21 protein-coding genes and 1 pseudogene are annotated in these 25,584 nt (G+C 37.0%); 17 read left to right on the top strand and 5 right to left on the bottom strand.

All coding sequences use genetic code 11. The features are described 5' to 3' along the window. The first annotated feature begins 1 nt into the window (after window position 1). Genes AB5M32_RS10675 through AB5M32_RS10655 form a run of 5 tightly spaced genes read left to right on the top strand, consistent with a single transcriptional unit; the run spans window position 2 to window position 3,729 of the window. On the top strand, window positions 2-1,348 hold the full coding sequence (locus AB5M32_RS10675; protein ID WP_034700117.1) for a PTS galactitol transporter subunit IIC: 1,347 nt from the start codon (window positions 2-4) through the stop codon (window positions 1,346-1,348). A 22-nt stretch (window positions 1,349-1,370) separates the two neighbouring features. Continuing rightward, on the top strand, window positions 1,371-1,655 hold the full coding sequence (locus AB5M32_RS10670; RefSeq protein WP_178287027.1) for a PTS sugar transporter subunit IIB: 285 nt from the start codon (window positions 1,371-1,373) through the stop codon (window positions 1,653-1,655). A 26-nt stretch (window positions 1,656-1,681) separates the two neighbouring features. Then, complete coding sequence (locus AB5M32_RS10665) at window positions 1,682-2,509, top strand: class II fructose-bisphosphate aldolase (RefSeq protein WP_178287029.1); 828 nt, start codon at window positions 1,682-1,684, stop codon at window positions 2,507-2,509. A 12-nt stretch (window positions 2,510-2,521) separates the two neighbouring features. Continuing rightward, window positions 2,522-3,217 carry a triose-phosphate isomerase gene (locus AB5M32_RS10660; RefSeq protein ID WP_081128968.1) on the top strand — a complete coding sequence of 232 codons (696 nt, stop codon included), beginning with the start codon at window positions 2,522-2,524 and terminating at the stop codon, window positions 3,215-3,217. Continuing rightward, window positions 3,214-3,729, top strand: a complete 516-nt coding sequence (locus AB5M32_RS10655) for a YjbQ family protein (RefSeq protein WP_088745227.1) — start codon at window positions 3,214-3,216, stop codon at window positions 3,727-3,729. Before AB5M32_RS10660 ends, AB5M32_RS10655 begins: the two co-directional genes overlap by 4 nt. Before the next feature lie 250 nt (window positions 3,730-3,979). On the opposite strand, the gene AB5M32_RS10650 is transcribed toward AB5M32_RS10655, so the two are convergent. From AB5M32_RS10650 to AB5M32_RS10635, 4 genes and pseudogenes are all read right to left on the bottom strand, one after another. Further along, complete coding sequence (locus tag AB5M32_RS10650) at window positions 3,980-4,585, bottom strand: response regulator transcription factor (RefSeq protein ID WP_010737241.1); 606 nt, start codon at window positions 4,583-4,585, stop codon at window positions 3,980-3,982. Beyond that, a complete protein-coding gene (locus AB5M32_RS10645) occupies window positions 4,578-5,693 on the bottom strand; it encodes a sensor histidine kinase (RefSeq protein WP_094940713.1) in 1,116 nt (371 codons plus the stop codon). The genes AB5M32_RS10650 and AB5M32_RS10645 overlap by 8 nt, the downstream gene beginning before the upstream one ends. Further along, entirely contained in the window at window positions 5,690-6,442 is a 753-nt protein-coding gene (locus AB5M32_RS10640; RefSeq protein ID WP_063627659.1) for an ABC transporter permease, read from the bottom strand. The genes AB5M32_RS10645 and AB5M32_RS10640 overlap by 4 nt, the downstream gene beginning before the upstream one ends. After that, a pseudogene (locus AB5M32_RS10635) lies at window positions 6,439-7,322 on the bottom strand (ABC transporter ATP-binding protein). The gene AB5M32_RS10640 and the pseudogene AB5M32_RS10635 overlap by 4 nt, the downstream one beginning before the upstream one ends. 585 nt (window positions 7,323-7,907) lie before the next feature. Between AB5M32_RS10635 and AB5M32_RS10630 the strand changes: the two are divergent. After that, window positions 7,908-9,341 carry a 6-phospho-beta-glucosidase gene (locus AB5M32_RS10630; RefSeq protein ID WP_178287031.1) on the top strand — a complete coding sequence of 478 codons (1,434 nt, stop codon included), beginning with the start codon at window positions 7,908-7,910 and terminating at the stop codon, window positions 9,339-9,341. 122 nt (window positions 9,342-9,463) lie between these two features. Here the strand turns inward: AB5M32_RS10630 and AB5M32_RS10625 are convergent, their stop codons facing one another. Beyond that, the gene (locus tag AB5M32_RS10625; RefSeq protein WP_010737245.1) at window positions 9,464-9,832 is read right to left on the bottom strand and encodes a hypothetical protein; all 369 of its coding nucleotides are present in this window, start codon (window positions 9,830-9,832) and stop codon (window positions 9,464-9,466) included. 251 nt (window positions 9,833-10,083) lie between these two features. Between AB5M32_RS10625 and AB5M32_RS10620 the strand changes: the two genes are divergently transcribed. The 11 genes from AB5M32_RS10620 to essC all read left to right on the top strand — a co-directional run bounded on the left by AB5M32_RS10620 (window position 10,084) and on the right by essC (window position 25,334). Next, window positions 10,084-11,733 (top strand): DNA mismatch repair protein MutS, encoded by a 1,650-nt coding sequence (locus AB5M32_RS10620; RefSeq protein WP_178287033.1) that lies wholly within the window; start codon window positions 10,084-10,086, stop codon window positions 11,731-11,733. A gap of 300 nt (window positions 11,734-12,033) precedes the next feature. Further along, a complete protein-coding gene (locus tag AB5M32_RS10615) occupies window positions 12,034-12,969 on the top strand; it encodes an ABC transporter ATP-binding protein (protein WP_010720660.1) in 936 nt (311 codons plus the stop codon). Continuing rightward, a complete protein-coding gene (locus tag AB5M32_RS10610) occupies window positions 12,962-13,732 on the top strand; it encodes an ABC transporter permease (protein WP_010737247.1) in 771 nt (256 codons plus the stop codon). The genes AB5M32_RS10615 and AB5M32_RS10610 overlap by 8 nt, the downstream gene beginning before the upstream one ends. Before the next feature lie 260 nt (window positions 13,733-13,992). Continuing rightward, window positions 13,993-14,511, top strand: coding sequence for a GNAT family N-acetyltransferase (locus AB5M32_RS10605; protein ID WP_081128962.1), 519 nt, complete (start codon window positions 13,993-13,995; stop codon window positions 14,509-14,511). Window positions 14,512-14,627: 116 nt separating this feature from the next. Continuing rightward, complete coding sequence (locus AB5M32_RS10600; RefSeq protein ID WP_010720657.1) at window positions 14,628-15,590, top strand: tRNA-dihydrouridine synthase; 963 nt, start codon at window positions 14,628-14,630, stop codon at window positions 15,588-15,590. A gap of 859 nt (window positions 15,591-16,449) precedes the next feature. Further along, entirely contained in the window at window positions 16,450-17,940 is a 1,491-nt protein-coding gene (locus tag AB5M32_RS10595; protein ID WP_063627654.1) for an NAD(P)/FAD-dependent oxidoreductase, read from the top strand. After that, complete coding sequence (locus AB5M32_RS10590) at window positions 17,927-18,796, top strand: phytoene/squalene synthase family protein (protein ID WP_010737250.1); 870 nt, start codon at window positions 17,927-17,929, stop codon at window positions 18,794-18,796. The genes AB5M32_RS10595 and AB5M32_RS10590 overlap by 14 nt, the downstream gene beginning before the upstream one ends. A 260-nt stretch (window positions 18,797-19,056) precedes the next feature. Then, the gene (locus tag AB5M32_RS10585; RefSeq protein ID WP_010720654.1) at window positions 19,057-19,350 is read left to right on the top strand and encodes a WXG100 family type VII secretion target; all 294 of its coding nucleotides are present in this window, start codon (window positions 19,057-19,059) and stop codon (window positions 19,348-19,350) included. A 151-nt stretch (window positions 19,351-19,501) separates the two neighbouring features. Beyond that, a complete protein-coding gene (locus AB5M32_RS10580; protein WP_010720653.1) occupies window positions 19,502-19,777 on the top strand; it encodes an EsaB/YukD family protein in 276 nt (91 codons plus the stop codon). Then, on the top strand, window positions 19,778-20,950 hold the full coding sequence (essB, locus tag AB5M32_RS10575) for a type VII secretion protein EssB (protein ID WP_178287034.1): 1,173 nt from the start codon (window positions 19,778-19,780) through the stop codon (window positions 20,948-20,950). 22 nt (window positions 20,951-20,972) lie between these two features. Next, a complete protein-coding gene (essC, locus tag AB5M32_RS10570) occupies window positions 20,973-25,334 on the top strand; it encodes a type VII secretion protein EssC (protein WP_368024460.1) in 4,362 nt (1,453 codons plus the stop codon). The last annotated feature ends 250 nt before the right edge of the window (window positions 25,335-25,584 follow it).

The following is a 25,584-nucleotide window of genomic DNA, read 5'->3' as shown; positions in this document are numbered from 1 at the left end:
TATGTTAGATTTATTACAAAAATTTGTTGATCTCGGATCAATCGTTGTATTGCCAATCTTAATTTTTGTTTTTGGTTTGATTTTAGGAACGAAACCGAGTAAGGCTTTTATTTCAGCATTAACGGTTGGTGTTGGATTTGTCGGGTTGAATTTAGTTATCGATTTATTGACCAATAGCTTAGGACCAGCAGCACAAGCGATGGTTGAACGTTTTGGACTAAACTTAACAACCATTGACGTTGGTTGGCCGGCAGCAGCTGCGATTTCTTATGGAACCGTTTTAGGTAGTTTGGCGATTCCAGTAGCTATCGTAGTCAATGTGTTATTAATTATTGTTGGCTTAACAAAAACACTGAATGTTGATATTTGGAATATCTGGCATGCAGCATTTGTTGCTTCACTTGTCTACGCAGTAACGAATGACTTTGCAATGGGCATGTTGGCAACGGTTATTTATACAATGATGATTTTATTGTTTGGCGATATTTTAGGACCAATCATCAATAAATTCTATGGGTTTCCAAATATTACCTTCCCACACGGAACAGCAGCACCTGGGTTTGTTTTTGCCTTACCTTTAAATTGGTTATTCGATAGGATTCCAGGATTGAAAGATTGGCATGCAGATCCAGAAACGATTCAAAAACGGTTTGGCATCTTTGGTGATTCAACAGTCATGGGCTTTTTAATTGGTTTGGTTATGGGAATTTTAGCTGGCTATGATGTTGCGGGAATTGGACAATTAGCGGTGAAAACTGGTGCTGTAATGGTCTTAATGCCTAAAATGGTGGCACTTTTAATGGAAGGCTTAACGCCTATTTCAGAATCAGCAAATTCATTTGTTCAAAAACGTTTCCCAGGAAGAGAATTATATATCGGAATGGATGCCGCATTGTCAGTAGGACACCCAGCTGTATTGTCTTCTTCGTTAATCTTAGTCCCAATCACGATTTTATTAGCAGTGATTTTACCAGGTAACACAACCTTGCCTTTCGGTGATTTGGCAACTATTCCATTCTTAGTTTGTTTGATGGCAGCTGTCTTTGGTGGAAACATTATTCGAACAATCTTAGGTGGGACGATCTACATGGTCACCATTTTATACATCACTTCATGGGTGGCACCATTTTTAACAAAAGCAGCACAAGCGGCAAACTTTGATTTACAAGGACATTCATCAGTAACTGCGATGGCAGAAGGTGGACTGTGGACAACACTTCTATACGTGGGTGGTGCAAAACTATTTGGTTACTTTGCCCTAGTCGGAATTGGTCTGATTATTACAGGTTTACTATTCTACGTGAATCGCATTTTACCTAAAAGAGCAGCTAAACAAACTGAAGCTTAATACAAAATAGGAGAGATGACAGATGAAAAAATTATTAATTATGTGCGGAACAGGTGTGGCTACTTCAACAGTGGTAACAGGAAAAGTAAAAGAATGGTTGAAATCAAAAGGACTCGAAAATGAAGTGAAACTATATCAATCAAAAGTTGCTGATGAGATTGGCAAAATTGATGACTACGATATTGTGGTCAGTACGACCGTGGTTCCTGACAATATTAAAGATAAAGTAATTATGGGGCTTCCTTTATTAACCGGAATTGGCATTGATGGGTTGTTTGACGAAATTGAATCGAAAATTAAAGCCTAAAAAATACTTGAAAAGAAGGTAATCAAATGTTAGTTACAACGAAAGAGATGTTTGAAAAAGCGCAAAAAGAAAACTATGCGATTCCGGCAGCAAACTTTTTTGATTTAGACTCTGCAAGAACCTTTGTAGAGGTTGCAGAAAAAATGCAAAAGCCATTAATTTTAGCCTTTGCACAAGCGCATATTGAAGAATGTCCTCTTGAAGAGGCAGCATTAATTGCAAAATATTTAGCCAAAAAAGCAAGTGTACCAGTAGCACTTCATTTGGATCATGGACAAGATGAGGAAATCATCAAGCAAGCAATCGAGCTTGGGTTCACTTCTGTGATGATAGATGCTTCGCAGGATGAGATTGAAACAAATATTCGTCGTTCAAAGGCGATTGCGGAATATGCTCATGAAAGAGGCGTTGTGGTAGAGGCTGAGATTGGACACGTGGGAACGGGAAATAGTTATGAATTTAAGGAAACCACGGACACCATTTATACCGAAGTGGAGGAAGCAGCACGTTTTGCGAAAGAAACCGGCGTCGATTCATTGGCAGTTTCGATAGGCACGGCTCATGGGCAATACAAAGGAACACCGAAAATCAGCTTTGAGCGGTTGGAAGAAATTAAAAATGAAGTTTCAATTCCATTAGTGTTGCATGGGGGCTCATCATCTGGTGATGAAAATCTCCACAAATGTGCTGTTTCAGGGATCAATAAAATTAATATCTTTACTGATTTTATCACAGCAGCAATGGATGTAATTAACGAAGAAAAACCTGAGGATTATTTTACACTTAAACGATTAGCGAACCAAGCGATTGCGGATACGTTATCGCATTATTACGAAGTATTTGCAACAAAATAGAGGAGGGTTCTCATGAGAACAGTAAGAAAACCATTTTTTGTGGTTAATCCTAAATCTTATTTGTATGGTGAACAGGCATTGGAACTAGCAAAAACAGCGGATCAATTAGCTGCAGCATACGACATCGATATCATTTTTACTTGTCAACATGTTGATGTTCGGCTGATTAAGGAAGAGACAACGCAGTTGATTGTGAGTGTTCAACATATCGATGGGATAGTCCCTGGTAGAGGGATGGGACACGTTTTACCTGAAGGCGTTGTAGCGGCTGGAGCAGAAGCGACCTTCCTGAATCATGCAGAACGTCCTTTATCGGTTAGTGAGCTGTGTGATGCCGTCAAGCGAGCAAAGGAACTTGGTCTATTGACTATTGTCTGTGCGAATTCTTTAGAAGAGGCGAAGCTCGTAGCTTCATTGAAGCCGGATGTAATGGTTTGTGAGCCTACGGAATTAATAGGCACAGGTCAAGCAAGTGACATTTCTTATATGATTCAAACCAATGAAGCTGTACGCAAGATGGATCCTGAAATTTTTGTTCTGCAGGCAGCAGGGATTTCAACGGTAGCAGATGTTCGCAAAGCACTTGATTCGGGGGCTGATGCAACGGGTGGAACCAGCGGGATTGTTTGTGCCAAAGATCCTGTGGACACATTGAAAGCGATGATTGAAGAAGTAAGTAAATGGAAAAAGGAGCAATCGACAAAATGACAACTTATACTGAGCAACTTGTTTTGACTTCAAATGGACAGCGAGTGACGTATCATAATATTACCGAACAAGTAAAAGAAATTGTGGCAAAAAGTGGGATAAAAAATGGCATTTGTCTTGTTCAGTCGCCACATACTACTTGTTCAGTTATTTTTGAGGAATTCATGCACGATTTAGATTTTAATGGGGATGAATTTTTACAGGTTGATTTAAATCGGATTCTTGATCGGATCATTCCTCGAGAATTAACGGAAAATACCGATTATCGTTATCCTGGTCCGAAGCATCTTGATTTCTTGCTGTCCTTAGATGATCCAGACTATGCTGGTGATGCTGGAACGATTTTAAATGGAGATGCACATATCCGAGCATCATTCTTCGGAGCAAGTGAAAATTTCATTGTCAAAGAGGAAACATTAATGACAGGAGCTGTCGGCTCGATTTATTTCATTGATTTTGATCAAAACCGTGTTAGAAATCGAAAATGCCATATTTTAGTAATGGGTGAATAGAAAAGTAATAAGAAACAAACATTTGGGAAACTAATTGAATGATCACACCTATAAAAATTAATACGAAAGATAATAGTTAGTTCATTCCGTTTTTTTGGTTAAACTACTAAAATTCATCATAGTGAATACTATAGGGAAACAAAAACTATTTAGTTTAGAAAAAGTATAGCCAGTTATCTGATCGGTAAATAAGATCATTGGGAAGACCTTGCTTAAGGCGTTCTTCTCAGTGATCTTAATTTATTGTTATTTAAATCCATCCTTGCTTTATTGCAAAATTTATCGCTTCAATTCGTGAACGTGATGCTGTTTTGCTTAGAATAGCAGAGATGTAATTACGTACAGTTCCCTCACTCAAAAATAGAGTTTGGGCAATTTGTTGGGTGCTGATGCCGGTTTTTAACAACGTTAAAATTTCAAGCTCTCTTGGGGTTAAAGGGTTTTTTTGAGTAATGAATGATTGAATAACCAATTCAGGTGAAAAAATCGTATCACCCGCCATGATTGAGCGGATCGAACGAATAAGTTCTTCACTGGGACTATCTTTTAGCATATAACCGTTGACATTGTTCTGTAAAGCTTGCTGAAAATAGTGTTCTTGCGCAAAGGTAGTCAGAACCATAATTTTCACATCCTGTTTCAATAAACGAAGTTGCTTAGCAATTTCCAAGCCAGTCAATTTAGGCATTTCAATGTCTAATAAAACGATATTTGGTTTCAATTTGATGATGTCAGATAATGCCGTATCACCATCTGTTGCAGAACCAATAACTTCAAAATCTGTTTCAAGATTCAAAATCATCGTTAATGCAGTGTTCAATAATTGTTGATCCTCTGCCAAATACAATTTAATCATGCTCATTCTCCTTAGGCAACGAAATGACAATCTTTACTCCTTGTGTTCCAGTGATCGTCAACTGTCCTTTTTCAGTTTGAATCCGTTCTTTCATTCCGCTGATTCCATAGCCGGTTGATTTTAGTTGAGTGAATCCTTGTCCATTATCTTGAATGGTAATAAAATAGGTGTCTATATTCTCGGTAAAATCAATCATCGCAATACTAGCTTTGCTGTGACGAATCATATTTGTGATGGCTTCTTTAATAACTGCGGATACTGTATGTTGAATGTTCGTCGGCCATTTTTCGGCTAGTTCCTCTCCTACAGAATGAAGCTGAATATTGGTAAGAACTAAATTTTTTTCTTCTTCTAGCATCGTTTGGGCAATTGTTCGCTCTTGTAAATTTGAAACGATCCCACGAACTAATGATAAGTTTTTTCGGGAAGTCTCAGCAATATCATGTAATTCATTGGTTGCTTGGCGTGAATCAATTGCTATTAATTTCTCCGCTAATTCAGCCTTTAATGAAATGATGGAAAACGCTTGGCCTAAATGATCATGGAGATCACGAGCAATACGATCTCGTTCATTTTGGCGCACAACTGCTTCTAAACGTTTATTTTGTTGGTTGAGGCGATAGATCCGCCGATAAGATTCCCCTACCGACTTAGCTGCTAGTGGTGTAATAATAGCAGCTATGATAGTGATACCTACATTAATGTAACTGGATGAATGGGTGAAACGAGTGGTCCACAACATAGCGCCAAGACTAATCATGACGCTTACATAATAACCAGTCAAATAATGATAGAATAAACGTTTGGTTACTGGCAGGGAGCCAATCTCCCAGGCAACGAAAATAAAGAGATATCCATTTTTTTGAAAGATACCAAATAAGCAGGCAATCAATAATTGAAGGAAAACGTCCCATGTTAAAAATTTATGAACTTCATAGCCATCTCGGTAAGCTTTTAAAAAAATAACTAAAAGTAATATAAATAACCAGTCAAACCAAGAAGTAAGGGGGAACAATGAATAGATCGTCGGTATTAAAAATACTAACCAGAAATAAGGTGCAATGCCGAATCGTTTTGGGAAAAATATGTGCTTTTCGAAAAAACTCATATGGTAGAAACCTCACTTTTACTTTGAAAAAAGACGACTACTTTGAACAGTACGAATAAAATAATCGTCCAAACTAAGAGTACCCCAAAACTAACAAAATTAAAACGTTGATAATTGATAAATCTTCTTAAAATTACAGCTGTTTGATAAGTTGGTAGCCAGTGTCCAACCTTTTGTACCCATGGGGGCATTATGCTAAGTGGCCACCATAGTCCGCTTAAAATTGCCATGGGAAAAACGATGAGATTACTAAGCAAATTTACTACGTTATCTGAACCTAATAGAGAGATGATCATTCCAATCAATATAAGTGGGAATGATAACAATGGAACGAGGAATAAAAGACCTATTAAATGAAACCAATTAATTGTTAGCTGATTTACTAAAATTCCAGTCATTATTAGTGCCAAAACCGAAAGTATATTTAACGATAGAAAGACGATTAACATCGATAGATAATATTGTGATTTTGAACCTGGACGTAGTGCTACAAATAAATCGAACTTTCTAGTATGATCTTCTAACAGAGTATGTGCGACTGTCATAACAGAACTAATCAATGAGCTATACACAATCATACTAATCATATAAGCGATATTCCATGTTTTCGAAGCTACTGGTTGTGTTATTACCTGAGTAAATATAAGGTAAAAGCCTGTTGGCATGGCGATACTGAATAAGAGGAAGCGCAAGTTACGGAATACGATGCGTTTATAGTTGATTTGAACTTGAAACAAGAATTTTTTCATTTACCGCTACCTCCAATTACTTTTTGAAATAAAGAAGCCAACGAATTTTGCTGAATGGCTAATTCGTCTAATTGATTAAGATAAGGAATTAAAGCTTCCATCACTACGTTTGGCTCATCAGTTATTAATTGAATATGCTGATTAGTTTTTAAACATTCTTTAACAGCTGAAATGGATGTGAATGTTTCTTTTGGTAATGGAGTGGTAAATTGGATGGTTATATGACCACTTTTTTTCCGCAATGATTTCAAGGTACCATCGTATACTAACCTAGTATCTTTTAAAATAAGGATTCGATCTGCAATCTGATCTAGTTCCTCCAGATAATGGTTAGTGATAAAAAAAGTCTTTCCATTTTGCTTCAAACGGTCAATACTTTCCCAGAATGATTGTCGACTATTACTATCCATTCCAGCAGTCGGCTCATCTAAAAAAATTAGTTGAGGGTTTCCTGCCATAGTTGTTGCAAAAGTCAACCGACGTTTTTGTCCGCCAGACAATTGATCTAAGTAACACTTCTCTTTTTCTTTTAAGTTGGCTAAGCGAATCAAGGCTTCATAAGATAATGGGTTGTGATAGTAACTACGAGCAAGATTTAAACACTCTTTGACGGTGACTCGTTCGAGTGATAAGTTTTGTTGCAACATTACACCGACTTTGTCACGGACTTTCCTGATATCTTGGGTCCCATCACATAAGTAGTTCCTGAATTTGGTTGAATCAATTGGTTAAGTAGATTGATCAGAGTGGATTTTCCTGCACCATTTTCTCCTAATAGTGCGACAGTCTCTCCGGGTGCAATCTGAAATGAGATATTATCTAAAACGGTTGTCCGGTTATACACCTTCGATAAGTTTTGTACATCGATTATTGGATTCATATTCTTTCCTCCTGCTGATGTTATCTTAGCTATTTTTTGAGTTGTAAAACAGTCATGGATGTCATCAGTTGGACATGACAATTGTCATGTCTAAAGAACACAGAAATGTAGACTGCTGACTGAATAGTCAAAAAGTTGTTATTATTAATTAAAGAAGTGGAGAAAAGCTAAACTACCTTGTTGATTGTTCATTATGGAAACTCTTTTCACTTATATCTACTATTAAATTTCGCTAATTTTGATGTGGGGGAGGACTTTTGTTACTTGGCAACCAACTGATTTTTTTTGGAAGTTTGTGATTCATGGGGCACGTAAATTACTTTTATCAGACGTTCTACGGTATAATAAATGACGAACATGTTTCATTCATTTTCCTCTTACAACCAATTGAAAGCGTTTGTATTTTTGATTCAAGAAAGATACTTAGATACTTGGAGTATACTTTCGTTGATATCATTGATTGGAAAACGATACCTGATGCGCTTGTCACTAAAGTTTTTCCTGACAAGTGTGCATTTGGTGGTGTTCTAACTTCGTTTACTAAAGCAATTGAAATAAATTTGAGATGAAAAAGGAGCGGATAGGATGGCTTTTCCAGAGAATTTTTTATGGGGCGGTGCATTAGCAGCCCATCAATTTGAAGGTGGTGTAATTGGAACGTCAAAAGGGCTTTCGGTGGCTGACGTGATGACAGCTGGCTCACATGGTGTACCTCGAGTAATTACAGATGGAGTTGTGGAAGATAATTATTATCCCAATCATGTAGGGATTGATTTTTACCATCGCTATAAAGAAGATATTGCACTGTTTGCTGATCTTGGGTTCAAATGTTTTCGTACATCGATTGCTTGGTCACGTATTTTTCCAAATGGAGATGAGCTGGAACCTAATGAAGAAGGTCTTCAATTTTATGACGATGTCTTTGACGAGCTGTTGAAATATGGGATCGAACCGGTTATTACATTGTCCCATTTTGAAATGCCCTATCATATTGCCAAAGAATATGGTGGATTTATGAATCGTCAAACGATCGATTTCTTTCTTAAGTTTGCAGAAGTGGTATTTGAGCGCTATCAAAATAAGGTGAAATACTGGATGACATTCAACGAGATCAACAACCAAATGAACTATTCAAATGATATTTTTGGTTGGACCAACTCAGGTGTTCATTTTGGCGATTATGAAAATCCAGAAGAAGCGATGTACATTTGTGGCCATCATACGTTAGTTGCTTCTGCTAAGGCGGTTAAACTAGGAAAATCAATTAATCCAGATTTTGAGATTGGGAATATGATTGCGATGGTTCCTATTTATCCATTTTCTTCTCGACCAGCGGATCAAATCTTAGCGCAACAGATGATGCATGATCGTTGGTTTTTCTGTGATGTACAAGTTCGTGGACACTATCCAAATTATGCCCTTAAAATGTTTGAGCGTAAAGGGTACCAGATCGATATAACAGAAGCAGATCGACAAGCACTCGCTGAAGGTACAGTGGATTATATCGGTTTTTCATACTACATGAGTAATACGGTCGATTCGCAAGTCCATCAAGATGTTTCAACGAATGTTAGTGGTGGAAGTACGTACTCCGTAACGAATCCATTTATTAAGGAATCTGACTGGGGGTGGGCGATCGATCCAGAAGGTCTCCGTTATTCATTGAATGCTTTTTATGAGCGTTATGAACTCCCATTATTTATTGTTGAAAATGGGTTTGGTGCCATTGATGTTCTGGAGGCGGATCACACGATTCATGATCCTTACCGTATCGAATATTTACGTAGTCATATCCAAGAGATGGAAAAGGCGATCAATGAAGATGGTGTCGTGCTTTTGGGTTACACGCCGTGGGGTTGTATTGATTGCGTGTCATTTACAACAGGGGAGATGAAAAAGCGTTACGGTTTTATCTATGTTGATCGGAACAATGATGGTTCTGGTACGCTAGAAAGGTATAAAAAAGACTCCTATGATTGGTATAAGCGGGTAACAACCTCTAATGGAACAGAGCTTTAGACGAGCAAACATGTAAATAGACCACAAAAAATCAGCTGGTTGTTTTCAAATCAGCTGATTTACTATTTATTTGTATTAAATTGAAAGAGAGTAAAAAGTTTATGCAAGTTGACCAACCTTATTTATAGAACCGTTTTTATTTTTTCCCATAAGTGATCCAGATCCATTGTTCCGTACTCTGCTTTAGAAATAGCTATCACTGGTATCTGAGGGAATTTCTTTTCAATTTCTTCTTTGGCATAGGCAAACGTTGGGGTTAGTAAAATAATATCTGCTTCCGAGGCGTGTTCGTCTATCTGACTTGCTTCATATATTTTAAGAGCCCAAGATTGATTTTTTTCTCTTAAAAACTTCGCTAATTTCATTTCTAAGAACTGGGTTTGCAAACTACCATTGGTAGAAATAAAATTAAAAGACAGATCAAAAATGACAATAGTTTTCATTTTTTGTTCCGCATGTTTTTGAGGATTGTTCATCGAAGTAGTAGCCATTTGTTTTCTTCCTTTCGTTTCACCTATTCGTTATCTCTAGTATACGACAATTATTTTGTAAGCGCTATTTTAAGTTGGTGGAAATAAGTGTGCTTTTTCTTTTAATTTCATTTCATATAGCTACATAGTGAATAAATTGAATAAATATGAATAAACAGCTATTTTATGTTGAACTTTCATTATTCAGCTCATAAAAGGGGTCAAACAATGCTATACTTTATCCAATGGAAAACAGAATAGGAGAAAAATGTATGGATCAAAAAACATTTATTGTGCTATTGATTTGTGGCGTGATCGTTTTGCTCATTGCTCTAGATTTCAATGCGCGTCGAAAATTAAAAGAAAGTGTCCATCAGAAGTGGGGAAGAGTGCCTTATCAACCTCGATTTGATAAAGAAAAAAGTTTAAAGGAAGCATGGCTCACAGAAAAAGAATTTCGTTCATGGTCAAGTGAAGTGGATGACTTGACGTGGTACGATTTGGATATGTTTGAAGTTTTTGAAGGCATCAATCTGACATACTCTAGTATTGGTTCAGAAGCTTTATATCAACGGCTGAGGAGCTTTAACTTTGGAAAAGATCAGCGATTAGAAAAGTTAATTGCTTTTTACCAAGAAAACCCTCAAACAAGAGAAAAAATCCAATATCAATTTGCACGACTAGGGAAAAAAGATGGTAATTTTACGAAGCAATATTTAGCGGATGGCCAAAGTAAACAGATCGGACATGTCGGCTTTTATACTTTTTTAGGTCTCTTACCGATCATTGGTTTAATTTTATTATTATTTGGACAAGTCTTAGGTATCTATCTAGCGATTGGTAGTTTGATTTTTAACACACTTTATTATCAAGTCAAGAAACAGACATTAGAAACTGAGATTAATAGTATGGGTTACCTAGTCTCAACGATCTCAACAGCGAATCAAGTAGCAAAGATTGCTACACCGGTTCAAGATGAATTACGGCAAAATGTTAAACCATTAAAAGATATTCCTAAATTTGGGTTTTCCTTTCGAGTTAAAAGTGGGTCGGAAGCAGAAATTTTATTTGATTATGTCAATATGATGTTCATGTTGCCGTTTATTTCTTATCACTTTGTTATTAGCAGGTTAGAGAAAAAAACGAAAGAGGCAATGAAGGTTTGGGAATTATTGGGAGAAATGGAAGTAGCGGCTGCAGTTCTCAACTACCGTACCTACATGCCTATTACCTGTCAGCCAGAATTTACGGATAATGGCGTAGAGGCAGAAGACCTCTATCATCCTCTCTTGAAAGAAGCGGTAGTGAACCCGGTAGATTGGCATCAGAACATTTTAGTGACGGGCTCGAATGCTTCAGGTAAATCTACTTATGTGAAAAGTATTGCGATCAATTGTATCTTAGCACAGACGATCCAAACAGCCCTCGCAGAAAAGTTTACCTTGCAGCAAGGTCACGTACTGACTTCTATGGCGATCGAAGATGACTTGTTTGCAGGAGATAGTTATTTTGTTTCAGAAATCAAATCGATTAAACGTCTACTAGATCAAGTGGAAAAAGGGGAAAGATGTTATTGTTTTGTGGATGAGATTTTAAAGGGAACCAATACGATCGAACGGATTGCTTCTTCTGCAGCAGTAGTAAGATGGTTGGCAGATTACCCTTCACTAGCTTTTGTGGCAACTCACGATATTGAATTGACTGAGATCTTGAAAAATGAATGTGAGAATGTCCATTTTGAGGAACAGGTCACAGCAGAAAAAGGAATCAGTTTTGATTTTAAATTAAAGCAAGGTCCAGCAAAAACCAGAAATGCGATTGCATTATTGAAAGTCTTAAATTATCCGGAAAAACTAGTTGCGGATGCAAAAGAAGCAGCAACATTTTTTGATCAACATCGAAAATGGGAGATTTTTGACTAAAACGTACGGACTTAATATGTCAGGCTTGAATGGTTTGTCGCAAACTCATTTATATTAAAAAAGGAAGAAAGCGTGCCTTTTCCTGATGGAGAAATCATGCTTTCTTCCTTTTTGGAAATGGATAAAAGGATTCATTTATTTTAGTAGAACAACTGATCGAAAGAAGATGAAATGATTGATTTTATATTGGATGCTCGAATACATAAAATTCTATTTTATTTTGAAAACTTTATTCATTTTCTTTCAATCATTCCATGTTACAATAGAGAATCAGATGGAAAAAAGGAGATCGTTAAAAAAATGACACAGGCTCTTGAAATAAAGAATTTAAAAAAAGTATACGCAACGGGAGTTGAAGCGTTGCGAGGGATTGATTTAACGGTGGAAGAGGGCGATTTTTATGCCTTGCTTGGTCCTAATGGTGCGGGGAAATCTACGACAATTGGGATCATCACTTCACTTGTGAATAAAACTTCTGGTGAAGTAAAAGTGTTTGGTTATGACTTGGATACTGATTTGGTTCGTGCCAAACAACAAATCGGATTAGTACCGCAAGAATTCAATTTTAATCCTTTTGAAACAGTTCAACAGATCGTAGTGAATCAAGCAGGATATTATGGTGTTTCACGACAAGAAGCAATCAAGCGTAGTGAAAAATACCTTAAGCAATCCAATCTATGGGAAAAAAGAAATGTTCGTGCACGCATGCTTTCTGGTGGGATGAAACGGCGACTGATGATTGCTAGAGCATTGATGCATGAACCGAAACTATTGATTTTAGATGAACCTACTGCAGGTGTAGATATTGAACTAAGACGTGAAATGTGGGAGTTCTTGCGAGAATTAAATGAACAAGGTACCACGATTATTCTAACGACTCATTATTTGGAAGAAGCCGAAATGTTGTGTCGGAATATCGGGATTATCCAATCAGGTGAATTGATTGAAAATACAAGTATGAAATCATTACTTTCTAAATTACAATTTGAAACGTTTATTTTTGACTTAGCACCGTATGAACAAGCGCCAGTTCTACAAGGGTACACTAGTACGTTTGAAGATGAGCGGACCCTTGCTGTTGAAGTAGAACGGGATCAAGGGGTCAACGGAATCTTTGATCAATTAAGTGAACAAGGGATAAAAGTGCTTTCGATGAGAAATAAATCGAATCGCTTAGAAGAATTATTCTTGAAAATCACGGAAGAAAATGGTCATGTGGAGGAAAAAAATGTTTAGTCTTTATTTTACAGCTTTAAAAAGTTTAGCCATCAAGGAAACCAATCGCTACTTGCGGATTTGGGTCCAAACACTGGTTCCACCAGTGATTACCACCTCACTTTATTTTGTGATCTTTGGGAAAATGATTGGCGGACGTATTGGTGATATGGGTGGATTTTCCTACATGGAATTTATTGTTCCAGGGTTGATCATGATGTCCGTTATCACTAGTTCTTATTCCAATGTTTCGTCCTCATTTTTTTCTCAAAAATTCCAGAAAAATATTGAAGAGATTTTAGTTGCGCCCGTTCCCACACATGTGATTATTTGGGGATTTGTGATTGGTGGACTGGGACGTAGTATCTTGGTCGGGGCGTTGGTAACGATGATTTCGCTATTCTTCGTTCCGCTAAATGTCTTCTCTTGGGGCATCGTGATTGTTACTTTGCTGATGACATCGATTTTATTTTCACTAGCGGGTTTGATCAATGGGATTTTCGCACAGTCGTATGATGATGTGTCGATCGTGCCGACCTTTGTCCTTCAGCCATTGACATACCTCGGTGGTGTCTTTTATTCGATCTCTATGTTGCCACCAATCTGGCAGGCAATTTCTAAAGTTAATCCGATCGTTTACATGATTTCAGGATTTCGTTATGGGTTCCTTGGAACGACAGATGTACCTATCATGATTTCGATCACGATTCTTGTGTTATTTAGTTTAGTGCTTTATTCACTATGCTGGTATTTAATCAATAAAGGTAGAGGGTTAAGAAGCTAGAGTTTGTGGAATGATCAAAAAAACTTATTCGGTTTTCTACAGAAACGGATTGATTTGATCAAATTTTTGGTAATAGACAAGAAATAGTTGAGTCTAGGATAGATGCTTATCCTAGACTTTTTTTGTTCGATTAAAGGACTTCCTCATACAAATTTAGACGATCTACTCTTAAATTAACTAAATATAATATGTTAAAATGATAACTAAACTTTAGTTTTTAGTGTTTTATCTAGTATAGAAAAATAAAAAGGGGATATGGAATGACAATTGAATTTCGCGAAACGACGTTAGCTGATGTGCCAGCCGTCATGAAAATCATTAATGAAGCAAAACGGTTATTAGCTTCCGCTGATAGTCCGCAATGGCAAAATGGTTATCCAAATGAAGAAACGATCAGGCAAGATATCGAAAAAACATGGTCTTATGTTTTGGTAGTCGATGGAATCATTGCTGGAACATTAGCCTTACAAAAAACACCTGATAAAAATTATCAAGAAATCTTTGAAGGAAGTTGGGAAAAAGCTGATGCGCCCTATACAACAATCCATCGCATTGCACTAGCTGATGCATTTCGCGGACAAAAGCTGGCTTACCGACTCGTTGAGTATGCAGAAGCAGAAACAAAGGCCTTAGGAATGGCACAAGTAAGAGTTGATACGCACAAAAAGAATACTAGTATGCAACGTATCATGGCTCATTGTGGGTTTGAGTTACGTGGTATCGTCTATGTCGACGATGAGATAGACAATGAACGATTGGCGTATCAAAAATTGCTTTAGTAAAGGAAGCAGTGGTTTTGCTTCTTTTGTTGATTCCTAGTATAATGACTCTGTTTTTTAGAATAGTGAACGAAGAGCATTACATGGCGAAACTACAATGAAATGGAGAGTTATCAGTGAAAGAAAATTTTTGGGCAGAATTACCGAAGCCCTTTTTTATATTAGCACCAATGGAGGATGTCACAGATGTGGTGTTTCGACATGTTGTGCAGGCGGCAGGAGCGCCCGATGTGTTTTTTACAGAATTTACAAATTCCGATAGTTTCTGCCATCCTGATGGTAAAGAAAGTGTCAGAGGTCGCTTGACATTTACCGAAGATGAACAGCCGATGGTTGCTCATATCTGGGGTGATAAACCAGAATTTTTTAGACAAATGAGTATCGAACTAGCAGAAATGGGTTTTAAAGGGATCGATTTGAATATGGGATGTCCGGTTCCTAACGTTGCTGAACGTGGGAAAGGGAGTGGCTTGATTCTTCGTCCGGAAGTTGCAGCGGAACTGATCGAAGCAGCGAAAGCAGGAGGATTACCTGTAAGCGTCAAGACAAGAATCGGCTATACAGAACAAGAAGAGTTGGAAGGTTGGTTGAGTCATTTATTGAAACAAGATATCGCCAATCTTTCTGTTCATTTACGTACGAGAAAAGAAATGAGTAAAGTAGATGCTCATTGGGAGTTGATCCCTCAAATCGTAGCATTAAGAGATCAGCTTGCGCCACAAACGTTGCTTACGATCAATGGCGACATTCCTGATCGGCAAACGGGCTTGGAATTAGTTGAAAAATATGGTGTAGACGGGATTATGATCGGTCGTGGGATCTTTAAAAATCCTTTTGCTTTTGAAAAAGAACCAAGGGAACATTCAGCAACTGAATTGATTGATCTTTTACGTCTGCAATTAGATCTCCAAGACCAATATGCCAAAGAAATCCCCCGTTCAATGACTGGGCTACATCGTTTCTTTAAAATCTATGTCAAAGGATTTCCGGGCGCAAGTGACTTACGTGTTCAATTAATGAATACTAAATCGACCGACGAAGTCAGAGCGCTTTTAAATGCTTTTTCTAATCAAGAGTAACCGATGAAAATTTCAAGAATACTGTATTCTGTTTGTATTTTTGAATCTTATAAAAGAAATCAGAGTAGATAAAACGCCGAATGATCCGAATGAATTTTCGTGATCATTGGGCTTTTTTTTGTAAAAGTAGTTATTTAATGAGAAAATTGAATGGCAAATGAGACAAAACTTGTCACAGTCTCTTTTAGTATCTCTAAAAACGAATAAACGGCGTTCAAGAAGCAACTCCTCAAAAATAAGCGATGATTTTCTAAAATATGAGGAGCTATTTAAAAAAATCCTCTCTTATTCGCTCGGGGCTAAACGCTTCTTTCGCAGCCTCTTGCTAAACGGTGTTCAAACATCAGCTCCTTGAAATAAGCCTGAATTTTTCAAAACATGAGGAGCTGTTTCAAAAAATTCTTTCTTATTGTCATCAGAGCTACCCGATGTTTTCACGACCTCTGATTCACGGTGTTCAAAGAGCTGACCTTCGGCGATAAGTCAAAAAATCTCAAAACATGGGAAGCTGTTTCGAGATTTCCATCCTTAATGCTCCTGCGATTACTCGTCGCAGTTTTTACTTGGTGAGCGCTCAGGTCAAAACACTCTTTTCACGACCTCTTGTTCACGGTGAGACAAAAGTAGCATCTTCGGAAAATTTGCTGAAATTTACCAAAAATTGAGAAGCACCAAGTAGGTAACAATCAACATCAAAAACTAGTTTTTGTGTTTCTTGTCAATTTTCGGAAATTCCTTCTTATTTCTTGATGCTAAACACTTTTGTCTCAACCTCTTTGAGCATATTAGTTTATCACTTGATAAATTTTGCGTTATCATTAAATTTATCAAGTGATAAAAAAGGTAAGTAGGTGATCCCATGAAAAAAATTATTGTCATTGGGGCGGGAGTAGCTGGATTAAGTGCCGCAGTTCGGTTGCAAAAGCTAGGATATGAAGTCACACTGTACGAAAAAGATCGTCAAGTTGGCGGGAAAATGAATCAAATCAAAACGGCAGGATTTACCTTTGATTTAGGACCAACGATTGTTATGATGCCAGAAATTTATCGGGAAGTATTTGAATTTTGTGGGAAAGACCCCGATGACTACATTCCAATGAAAAAAGTTGATCCAATGTTAAAACTGTATTTCAACAAAGAGGAACCAATCGAGTTTTCCAATGATTTAATTGAATTGACAAAGACGTTGGAAAACATTTCGCCAGAAGATACACAAGGTTATTTCGCATTTTTAGCAGATATCTATCAGCGATATACGATCGCAAAAGAAGCCTTTATCACGAAATCATTTCGTGGTTTTTGGGATTTTTATAATCCTAAATCATTATGGGCAGGGATCCGCTTGCGGACATTCAGCGATGCGTATACGTCTATTTCTAAATTTGTGAAGGATGACCGTTTGCGTAAATCATTGGCTTTTCAAACACTTTATATCGGGGTATCGCCTTATCAAGGACCCTCTTTATATACGATTATTCCAATGATCGAATTATTTTATGGTGTTTATTTTATTGAAGGTGGAATGTATACGTTAGCGACTTCATTGGCTCGATTGTTTGAAGAATTAGGTGGAAAGATCGTTTACGAAACATCAGTAGATGAAATCCTAATTGACAATAAGATTGCTAAAGGAATCCGAATCGGGAAAGAACAAGTGATGGCTGATGCTATTGTATGTGGCGCTGATTTTCCTTATGCGATGAAGGAATTAATTCCTGATGAAAGAAAACGGGGAAAGTATACAAATAAAAAAATCGCTAAATTTGAATATTCATGTTCTTGTTTTTTGATGTATCTTGGCTTAGACAAGAAATACCCAGAGGAACACTTGCATAGTATTTATTTTGCAGAAGACTTTAAACAAAATGTTGATGATCTCTTTGAACGAGGAAAGTTACCAGATGATCCATCTTTTTATTTGTACCGACCGTCATTGATGGATGATTCGCTTGCACCTGAGGGTCAGGAAGGCTTATATGTCTTAGTACCAGTGCCAGAATTGTCAAAATATGAGAAGTGGACGGAACAAACGATGCAAGCCTATCGCCAAAAAATCATCCGATTGCTCAAAGAAAAGACGATTTTTAAGGATATCGATGAGCATATCGTATCCGAAACATTGATCACGCCCAAAGATTTTTCTGAACGTTTCAATGCTTATAATGGAGCGACTTTTGGCTTAAAACCGACACTGAAACAAAGTAATTATTACCGCCCGCATAACAAATTTTCTGCAGCAGAAAATTTATATTTTTGTGGGAGTAGTACCCATCCTGGCGCAGGGGTACCAATTGTTATGCAAAGCGCAAAATTAGCGGTAGAGGAGCTGTTGAGAGATGATAACCATTAACAATGATCCTTTTCAAGAATACCAAAAAGATTTTGCCTATTGTGAATCAATCATCAAGAAAAATTCAAAATCGTTTTACCTGGCTTTCTCACAGTTGCCTAAACGAAAAGCTCAAAGTGTCTATGCCGTGTATGCGTTTTGCCGACGTGCAGATGATTTGATTGATCGCGACAACAATCAAGCGGGATTGAGACAGTTAGAACGGCAATTGCTAGATTTTAATGAGGGAAAGGTTCCCAACGATCCAGTCTGGCGTGCGCTATCAGTGGTCTTTGACAATTTTCCCATGGTAACCGCTCCTTTTTTTGATATGCTGACTGGTCAACGAAAAGATGCTGATTTTAAGCAACCAGAAACAAGAAAAGATCTTGAAGAATATTGTTATTACGTTGCAGGTAGTGTAGGTTTGATGTTGCTTCCGCTTTTAACTGAGCGCCCAGCTGACATCGTTGTACCAGCTAAAAAATTAGGAGAAGCGATGCAGTTAACGAATATTTTACGAGATGTTGGAGAAGATTATCAAATGGGGCGAATCTACCTGACAAAAGAAGACATGACTAGATTTGGGGTGGCAACTACCATGTTAAAAGAAAAGCAAGCCCAAACACAATTAGTCGCTTTATGGGAATCACTGGCTAAGCAGGCTGAAAACTTATATGAAGAATCATTTGAAATGTTTCCTCTTATTACAGAAGATTGTCGTCAAGCACTTGCCAGTGCTGCGTTTATTTATCGTGAGCAATTAAATATCGTGAGAAAACAGCATTATTCTTTATTTGATAATAAGAATAAAGTTAGTCATTATCGAAAAGTACAGCTTTTAAAAGAGGTCAAAAGTTATCTCAAAAGCTATTGAACCGTCTGATTATTAAAGAACCGAATATAAATTCAATATTGTTGTTTTCAAACGATCATTAGTTGAAAAAATTGAAAGCAATGAGCCCGAGACCAAAAAGGTTGTCGGGCTTTTTATCACTGTTTTGTTACATAGGTCTTTCTATGCGAGAAAAATTTTCAGATAAAAATAAAGATTTAGCGGAATATTTTAGAACTTGTCGTATATTATTCATGACCAAGGTAATAGTTTTACCAACTAAATGCTAGGAGGATGGAAGAATGGGACCAATTGCAGTTACGCCTGATCAATTAAAATCACAAGCGAAGATCTATCAGCAATCAGCGCTCCAAATACAAGAGGCTATCCGAAAAGTAAATACGATGAACCAGCAAATTGCACATAATTGGAAAGGACAAGCTTTTCAAGCATATCTTGATCAGTATCACCAGTTAGAAGGTAGCGTTAAACAAATGACACAATTATTTGAAAGTATTTATGAGCAACTCAACAACTATGCGAATACCGTCTCAGAACGGGATCGTCAAGATGCTCGGAATTTTGGGTTGCTATAGCGTTTATCAGTAAAAACCAATCTTCGTTTGACTTGTACTCATTAAAGCAGCAAATGTCAGTTGTTTTTTAGCTATTTTCATTTGGTTTTTGTTTTGATTCCTTGACTTTGAATGTAAAAAATAAGCCATACATGAAAAAAGGGGTAACTCAATGAAACAGGGAATAGTCATTGATATTTGTTTACAAATCGAACAGCAAACGATCGACTTGCAAATACCTAGGGAAATAACCATTAGGCGCTTAAAGGAATTATTTGTGAACGCACTTCAGGTTTCTTCGATCGTGCTACCGGCTGCGTTCGATTTAGAAGTGACAAATAAATCAATACGATTGAATGAAGAATTTCTTTTATCAGATTATCCAATTAGTCATGGTGACCAACTGTTAATCAAGCCACGTATCCTTAATGGTGGTGACAACAAGTAATTGAAGAGCGAAAAGGATGTATTTGAAAAAGAAGGTATTAAAATAACCGATGAACAAGTGGAAATTCAGCTACAAGCGAATCAATATGCGCTGGATCAGATCGAACAATATACATTTTTTTTAAAACCTAAAAGAAATTTACTGGCAGGTGACGTTAGCCATTTATCTACAGAAAAATTAATCATTCAATACAAAAAAACAAATCAAATGAAGTGTTTCTCACAGGTTTTGATTAAATTAGATTTTTACCAACGATTATTGCTTGCCCAAAAAGTCAATCAATTGTGTGATTTTATGAATGGACCGATCCAACCATTGTTTCATCCCGATAATTTGTTTCTGTTTGGAGAAGAGATTTTTCTTGCACATCGAGGGTTTATGCAAGTTATCGCTCCATATACGGTCACTGAAAATGATTTTCTGAAGCAATATCGGGCACTGGTGTTGGCTATCTTATATCCTAATTTGAGTTATGAGAGTTTAAATGGAGGAAGTGAAGGATTAACAGATGACTTGTCGAAATTGCTCCATGGAGCAAAAAATGTAACAGAAATCAATCAGATTATTAGCGACCAAATCGAAACACAAAAAGAGATTCGAACGACAGAATTACGTGTGGTCAGTAGGAAAAATTACTTTATTTTTAAATGGGGTAGCCTTTTATTCAGCTTGTCAACCATCCTTTTTGCTTTATTAACAGGAAATTATGCGTTTTATCAATTACCACAAATAGAACGGAGCGTGGATGCACAAGCAAAATATATAGCCAAGGATTATGCAGGTGTTTTAACGGCTTTAGCAGATGTATCCCCCAGTTTGTTTTCTCAAAGTATCAAATATATAGTGGCTGTTAGTGTCATTCAATTAGATCATTTAACTTCATTAGAAAAAACAGCTATTTTAAATCAATTATCTCAAGAGTCAAGTGAGAATCGTTTGCTTTATTGGATTTACATTGACAGAAATAATCTCCAACAGGCATTGGATATCGCTCAAAACATTGGAGATGAGCAGTATCTTTTGCATGTCTATACTAAGTTATATCTGACAGTAAAAATGAACGATCAAATGAGTGGTGAAAAAAAGCAAAAATTACTAAAAAACTATCAAGAAAAAATTAGTCAATATAGCAAAAAGCCAGGAGAGAATAAATCTGAAAATCCCACAAAATAAGACACTATGTACCGAGAATCAGATGAATATCAGTCTTTCCATCCTTTTTGATCTCTTTTATTTTGGGGAGATGTTTATTCATGAAGTATTTACTCAAAATGATAAAGAGCTGGTGATCGCCGGCAAAAAAATCTGTTATATCAAACAGCATATAAATTTTTCAGACTCTTCGATCAAAGATGATCCGAGGTTTCTGATATTAAAGCATGAAACATTGCAGAGAAAGTGGATCGATCCACCGAAGCAATTGATTGATATTTCATGTGCAACGACTTCTGCCTTGATGATTGAATCAGATGCAATGATTGCGATAGATTATCAGGATAATAACTATCAATTGAGTATATATCCTAGTAAAGCACCCGTTTATTATAACCAGCTACTTGTAACAAAAGGTGTATTTACTTTCCAAGTAGGTGATCAGATCGTAGTGGATCAGTGGATTATCGAAAGGCGGGAAAAGCAGTGGCAGATCATCGGTTTAGGTCAAGCGATCCAATTAAATCCATGGGTACTTTCTGAAGTCCCTTATATACCTGAATATCCTAAGCACTTCCCCTTTTTTAGAAGAAGCCCTAGAATCTATCTGGAAGAGCCAAAAGTACAAGTGGAGGTTCGATTACCGAGACACGAAGCAGCTCAGGAGAAACAATCCTTTTTTAAATTGGTTCTCCCCTCTTTAGGCATATTTATCTTAAGCGGAATGTTTCTGTTTTTTAGCAATCGAAACCTTCTTCTGATACTAGGTATGTATGGACTTAATTTATTGACGTCCAGTATCTCTACTATCAATTATTTATTAAATAAAAAGAAAATAAAACGAAAAAAAAGTGAACAAAAAATAACTATCCAACAATATAGAATCAAAAAAGCTTTTGAATTAAACAGGTTACAGCAAAGACAAAAAGAAGTTTTACAGTACATGTATCCTTCTAATGATCAATTAGCACGAATGACAAAGGAATGTCATCCAAGAATCTATGAACGTCGACCAAAGGATAAAGATTTTTTAACCGTTCGCTTAGGAATAGGCGAACGTCCATCCAGTTTTAAAATTGTTAGTTCTCATTTGGATGAGGATCAATGGAACGATGAAGTTCTATCCGATTTTATTCGTCCTTATCAGAAATTAAAGAACGCACCTATTGCGATTTCGTTTGCAACTCAGTCAGTGGGGCTTGTCGGTCCATCGAATGTTTTGCAGGAAGCTCTTCAATCTTTACTATTTCAAATTTCTGTCTTGCACTCTTACCAAGAGGTTGAGTTTATCACTCTTCTTCAAGAAAAAGAATATGAAAAAACATGGAAAAATTGGCGTTGGTTACCACATCATACGTTGCGATCCTTTCCACTTAAACAAAGAGGGCTCCTATTCAATTTAAAAAATCGAGAGTTGGTTTTGAGTGCATTTTATAAGATCCTTTCTAAAAGGAAGCAGCAACTACAACATGCTGATTATCAGAAGATAGCTTTTAAACCAACTTATGTTTTTTCAATTATCACAGAAGAAGGCTTGTGGGAGCATGAAATCAGAGAGTTTTTAACGGAAGAATTAAATCGGTATGGTGTCGTAGTTATTTGGGTGAAGGAATCTATCGATCAGTTGCCTGAAACTGTAACGACGTTAATAGCGTATCAAAGTCAAGATATTGCTATGCTGATCAATCATAAAGAACAACACATTAATCAACCATTTACACCTAATCGTTTACCAACTAGTTATCCACTTGAACAAGCAATTTTTCGCTTAGCTAACTTATTCCATGAAGAAATTGAAAATCAAAATCTGCCAGAAAAAATCAATTTATTAGAGCAATATCAAGTTCAGTCTGTTGAGGAGTTAATGATTTCTAAGCGCTGGTTGAACGCAGAGCCAAGTAAGACATTACGTTCATTGATCGGCTGGCAGAGAAAAAATCAGGGAATCTACTGGGATCTCCATGAACAGGCACATGGACCTCATGCTTTAATTGGTGGCACGACTGGTTCAGGGAAGTCAGAATTTCTGATTACTTATTTAGTGGGATTAGCCATCAATTTTTCTCCTGAAGATGTAGGGATTCTAGTGATTGATTGGAAAGGTGGCGGCCTCGCACAAACAGTAAGTAAGTTGCCACATTTTATGGGTGCGATCACTAATTTAGACCGAGTTGGTACGTCCCGTGCATTGATCAGTATCAAAGCGGAGCTGGAAAAGCGACAAAGGTTACTTGCGACCTATGAAGTAAACAACATCAATGAGTATATGCAGTTATACAAACAACGAAAACAAAGGAACGTTTCTGCGTACCCTGATCAGCCGCTGCCTCATCTTTTTCTAGTATCCGATGAGTTTGCCGAATTAAAAGTCAATGTGCCAGAATTTTTGGAGGAGCTGACTTCAGTAGCGCGGATTGGACGTTCACTTGGCGTCCATTTAATTTTAGCTACCCAAAAACCAGCTGGAGTAGTCAACGACCAAATCGAGGCGAATAGTAAAAGTAAAGTGGCATTGAAAATGGCAAGTGTTCAAGACTCAAAGGAACTTTTACAAACAACAGATGCAGCTTATGTGTCAAGACCAGGGAGGGGTTATCTTAAGGTAGGAGAAAATGACGTCTATGAATTGTTCCAAAGTGGTTATACAAAAGCACTCTACGCACCAAACCAATCTCTTGAAGATGAACGGATCGTTGTTGTGAATGAATTTGGTCAAAAGGAGGTCCTCTTTGCTCCTACAGAAAAAGATTCGAGGAAAGCAGCGGGCAGTATAGTTACGCAATATGAGGCAGTCAGAAGGTTGATTGTACAAACTTTTCAACAATCAACATTCAGCCAATCATCACAACCTTGGTTACCAGAATTACCAACATGGTTAGTAATGCCTGTCTTTAAAGGAAATGAACGGAATACATTAAAGGTTCCCATAGGCTTGTTAGATGTACCTCATGAGCAAAAGCAAAGTCATTATTACTATGATTGCGAGAAAAGTAGTCATACCGTTGTATTCGCTAGTTCTGGATATGGAAAATCTACGTTATTACAAACAATTGTTTTAAGTCTTGCAAGACAAAATACTCCAAATCAAGTATGGTTTCATCTAGTTGATTTTGGTACTAATGGCCTTTTACCGTTGAAGAAGTTGCCACATGTCGTTGACATCGTCACTTTAGAAGAAGAAGAAAAAAGACAAAAAATGTTTGTGAGAATCAATCGATCATTGGCGGAGAGAAAACAACTGTTTAAAGAAAAGGGTGCCACAAATCTCTACCAATACCAAGAAAAAACGAGCATCCAATTACCGATCATTTTTATTATATTAGATAGCTACGAGAGTTTGGGGATAGAGGATAAACGAAAAGATTCCATCGATGAAACAATCGTGCATTTACTAAGAGATGGTGCAAGTTTAGGGATTTACCTTATTCTATCTGCCAATCGTGTCGGGAGTATTCGCCTAAATATGATGAGTCAATTTGCAACAAAGCTGTTTATGTATTTACATGATGAAAGTGAAATCAAACAAGTGCTGGGAAGAGAAGCGATTGTTGCGTTGCCTATTAAAGGAAGAGGGCAAGTGATGCTTGACCGACCAACGATATTACAATTTTATTTACCCACTAATGGTCAAAATGAATCAGAAATATTCGAAAAAATGGCAGAAGAAATAACAAATATAGATCAAGACTGGGTAGGAAAACGTCCTGAAAAAATCCTGATGGTGCCCGAACGGTTAACGCCAAAAATTTTCAGTCAGTTTGTGCGCAATAAAGAAAAAGACTTGGTGTATCTAGGTTTGAATAAGCAAACAGTTGAGGTGGAATCATTTGCATTTTTTCTTGGAAAGCAGCTAGGTTTATTTTTTACTTCCAATGTACAATTGCAGAGGATGTTTTCATGGTGGCTGTCACAAATGATGGATGTGGAAGAAAATGTTATTTTAATCGATGTTTCTGGAACATTGGAGCAAATAAAAAACGAAGTGACTTCGTATTTTAGCTTGCATGATGTCGCAAAACGAAGTGAGAAATTTACTCATTTCTGGGATGAACTGTGGTTCACGCCAAAAACGAGAAAAATCGTGGTTCTTAATGGACTGGCTGATTTCGTGGAAGAAATGGGGTTACTCTCGGGAGAAGTAAGCAAGTTATTAAATAGAGGAAATTCGTGTTTTCAATTCATTTTTATTGATCTGTTAGCGAAAACTGGCAACTTTTATGGTGGAATGACTCAAATAGTAAAAGAAAATGTTTCTCAGATCCTTTTTGATGGGAGTCTCCAAACTCAAGGATTTGTTGATGATTTTACATTTACAAGAGAAAATAACCCAAATAATAAAAATAGTTTTTACAGTTTAAAGGATGGAAAGTTGGAAATCATAGTAGTTCCTGTCGAAGAAGAGTGAGGGGAAAAATGATACCGCACTAAAAATAATGTACCCGAACAAGAGGGCACGGGTGCAAGGGTTAGCTCCAACAACAGAAGGAAGAATTTTTTGTAATAGCTTCTCAAGTGTTCGAAAATTCATGCGATTTCGAGGAATTAATTCTGGAATGTCTATTTGGTAAGAAGGTATGCTCACCATTTATTCATTTTTACACCTAAAAGAGTCTGGGAAGTCCTTTTTTGTCCCAGACTCTTAACGGTAATTTTTT

The sequence above is a fragment of the Enterococcus sp. C57 genome (genome assembly GCF_040887305.1).
GTDB classification, from domain to species: Bacteria; Bacillota; Bacilli; order Lactobacillales; family Enterococcaceae; genus Enterococcus_B; species Enterococcus_B hirae.
Note: the sequence above shows the minus strand (reverse complement) of the source record. Positions and strands in the feature narration are given on the sequence as shown.

Bases quoted from the DNA above. Each gene is read 5' to 3' on its own strand.
- AB5M32_RS10625 (WP_010737245.1), bottom strand. From the start codon at position 9,832: ATGGCTACTACTTCGATGAACAATCCTCAAAAACATGCGGAACAAAAA.
- AB5M32_RS10595 (WP_063627654.1), top strand. From the start codon at position 16,450: ATGAAAAAAATTATTGTCATTGGGGCGGGAGTAGCTGGATTAAGTGCC.
- AB5M32_RS10610 (WP_010737247.1), top strand. From the start codon at position 12,962: ATGTTTAGTCTTTATTTTACAGCTTTAAAAAGTTTAGCCATCAAGGAA.
- AB5M32_RS10655 (WP_088745227.1), top strand. From the start codon at position 3,214: ATGACAACTTATACTGAGCAACTTGTTTTGACTTCAAATGGACAGCGA.
- AB5M32_RS10665 (WP_178287029.1), top strand. From the start codon at position 1,682: ATGTTAGTTACAACGAAAGAGATGTTTGAAAAAGCGCAAAAAGAAAAC.
- AB5M32_RS10585 (WP_010720654.1), top strand. From the start codon at position 19,057: ATGGGACCAATTGCAGTTACGCCTGATCAATTAAAATCACAAGCGAAG.
- AB5M32_RS10580 (WP_010720653.1), top strand. From the start codon at position 19,502: ATGAAACAGGGAATAGTCATTGATATTTGTTTACAAATCGAACAGCAA.
- AB5M32_RS10675 (WP_034700117.1), top strand. From the start codon at position 2: ATGTTAGATTTATTACAAAAATTTGTTGATCTCGGATCAATCGTTGTA.
- AB5M32_RS10660 (WP_081128968.1), top strand. From the start codon at position 2,522: ATGAGAACAGTAAGAAAACCATTTTTTGTGGTTAATCCTAAATCTTAT.
- AB5M32_RS10590 (WP_010737250.1), top strand. From the start codon at position 17,927: ATGATAACCATTAACAATGATCCTTTTCAAGAATACCAAAAAGATTTT.
- AB5M32_RS10630 (WP_178287031.1), top strand. From the start codon at position 7,908: ATGGCTTTTCCAGAGAATTTTTTATGGGGCGGTGCATTAGCAGCCCAT.
- AB5M32_RS10650 (WP_010737241.1), bottom strand. From the start codon at position 4,585: ATGATTAAATTGTATTTGGCAGAGGATCAACAATTATTGAACACTGCA.
- AB5M32_RS10640 (WP_063627659.1), bottom strand. From the start codon at position 6,442: ATGAAAAAATTCTTGTTTCAAGTTCAAATCAACTATAAACGCATCGTA.
- AB5M32_RS10605 (WP_081128962.1), top strand. From the start codon at position 13,993: ATGACAATTGAATTTCGCGAAACGACGTTAGCTGATGTGCCAGCCGTC.
- AB5M32_RS10670 (WP_178287027.1), top strand. From the start codon at position 1,371: ATGAAAAAATTATTAATTATGTGCGGAACAGGTGTGGCTACTTCAACA.
- AB5M32_RS10615 (WP_010720660.1), top strand. From the start codon at position 12,034: ATGACACAGGCTCTTGAAATAAAGAATTTAAAAAAAGTATACGCAACG.
- AB5M32_RS10620 (WP_178287033.1), top strand. From the start codon at position 10,084: ATGGATCAAAAAACATTTATTGTGCTATTGATTTGTGGCGTGATCGTT.
- essC (WP_368024460.1), top strand. From the start codon at position 20,973: ATGAATATCAGTCTTTCCATCCTTTTTGATCTCTTTTATTTTGGGGAG.
- AB5M32_RS10645 (WP_094940713.1), bottom strand. From the start codon at position 5,693: ATGAGTTTTTTCGAAAAGCACATATTTTTCCCAAAACGATTCGGCATT.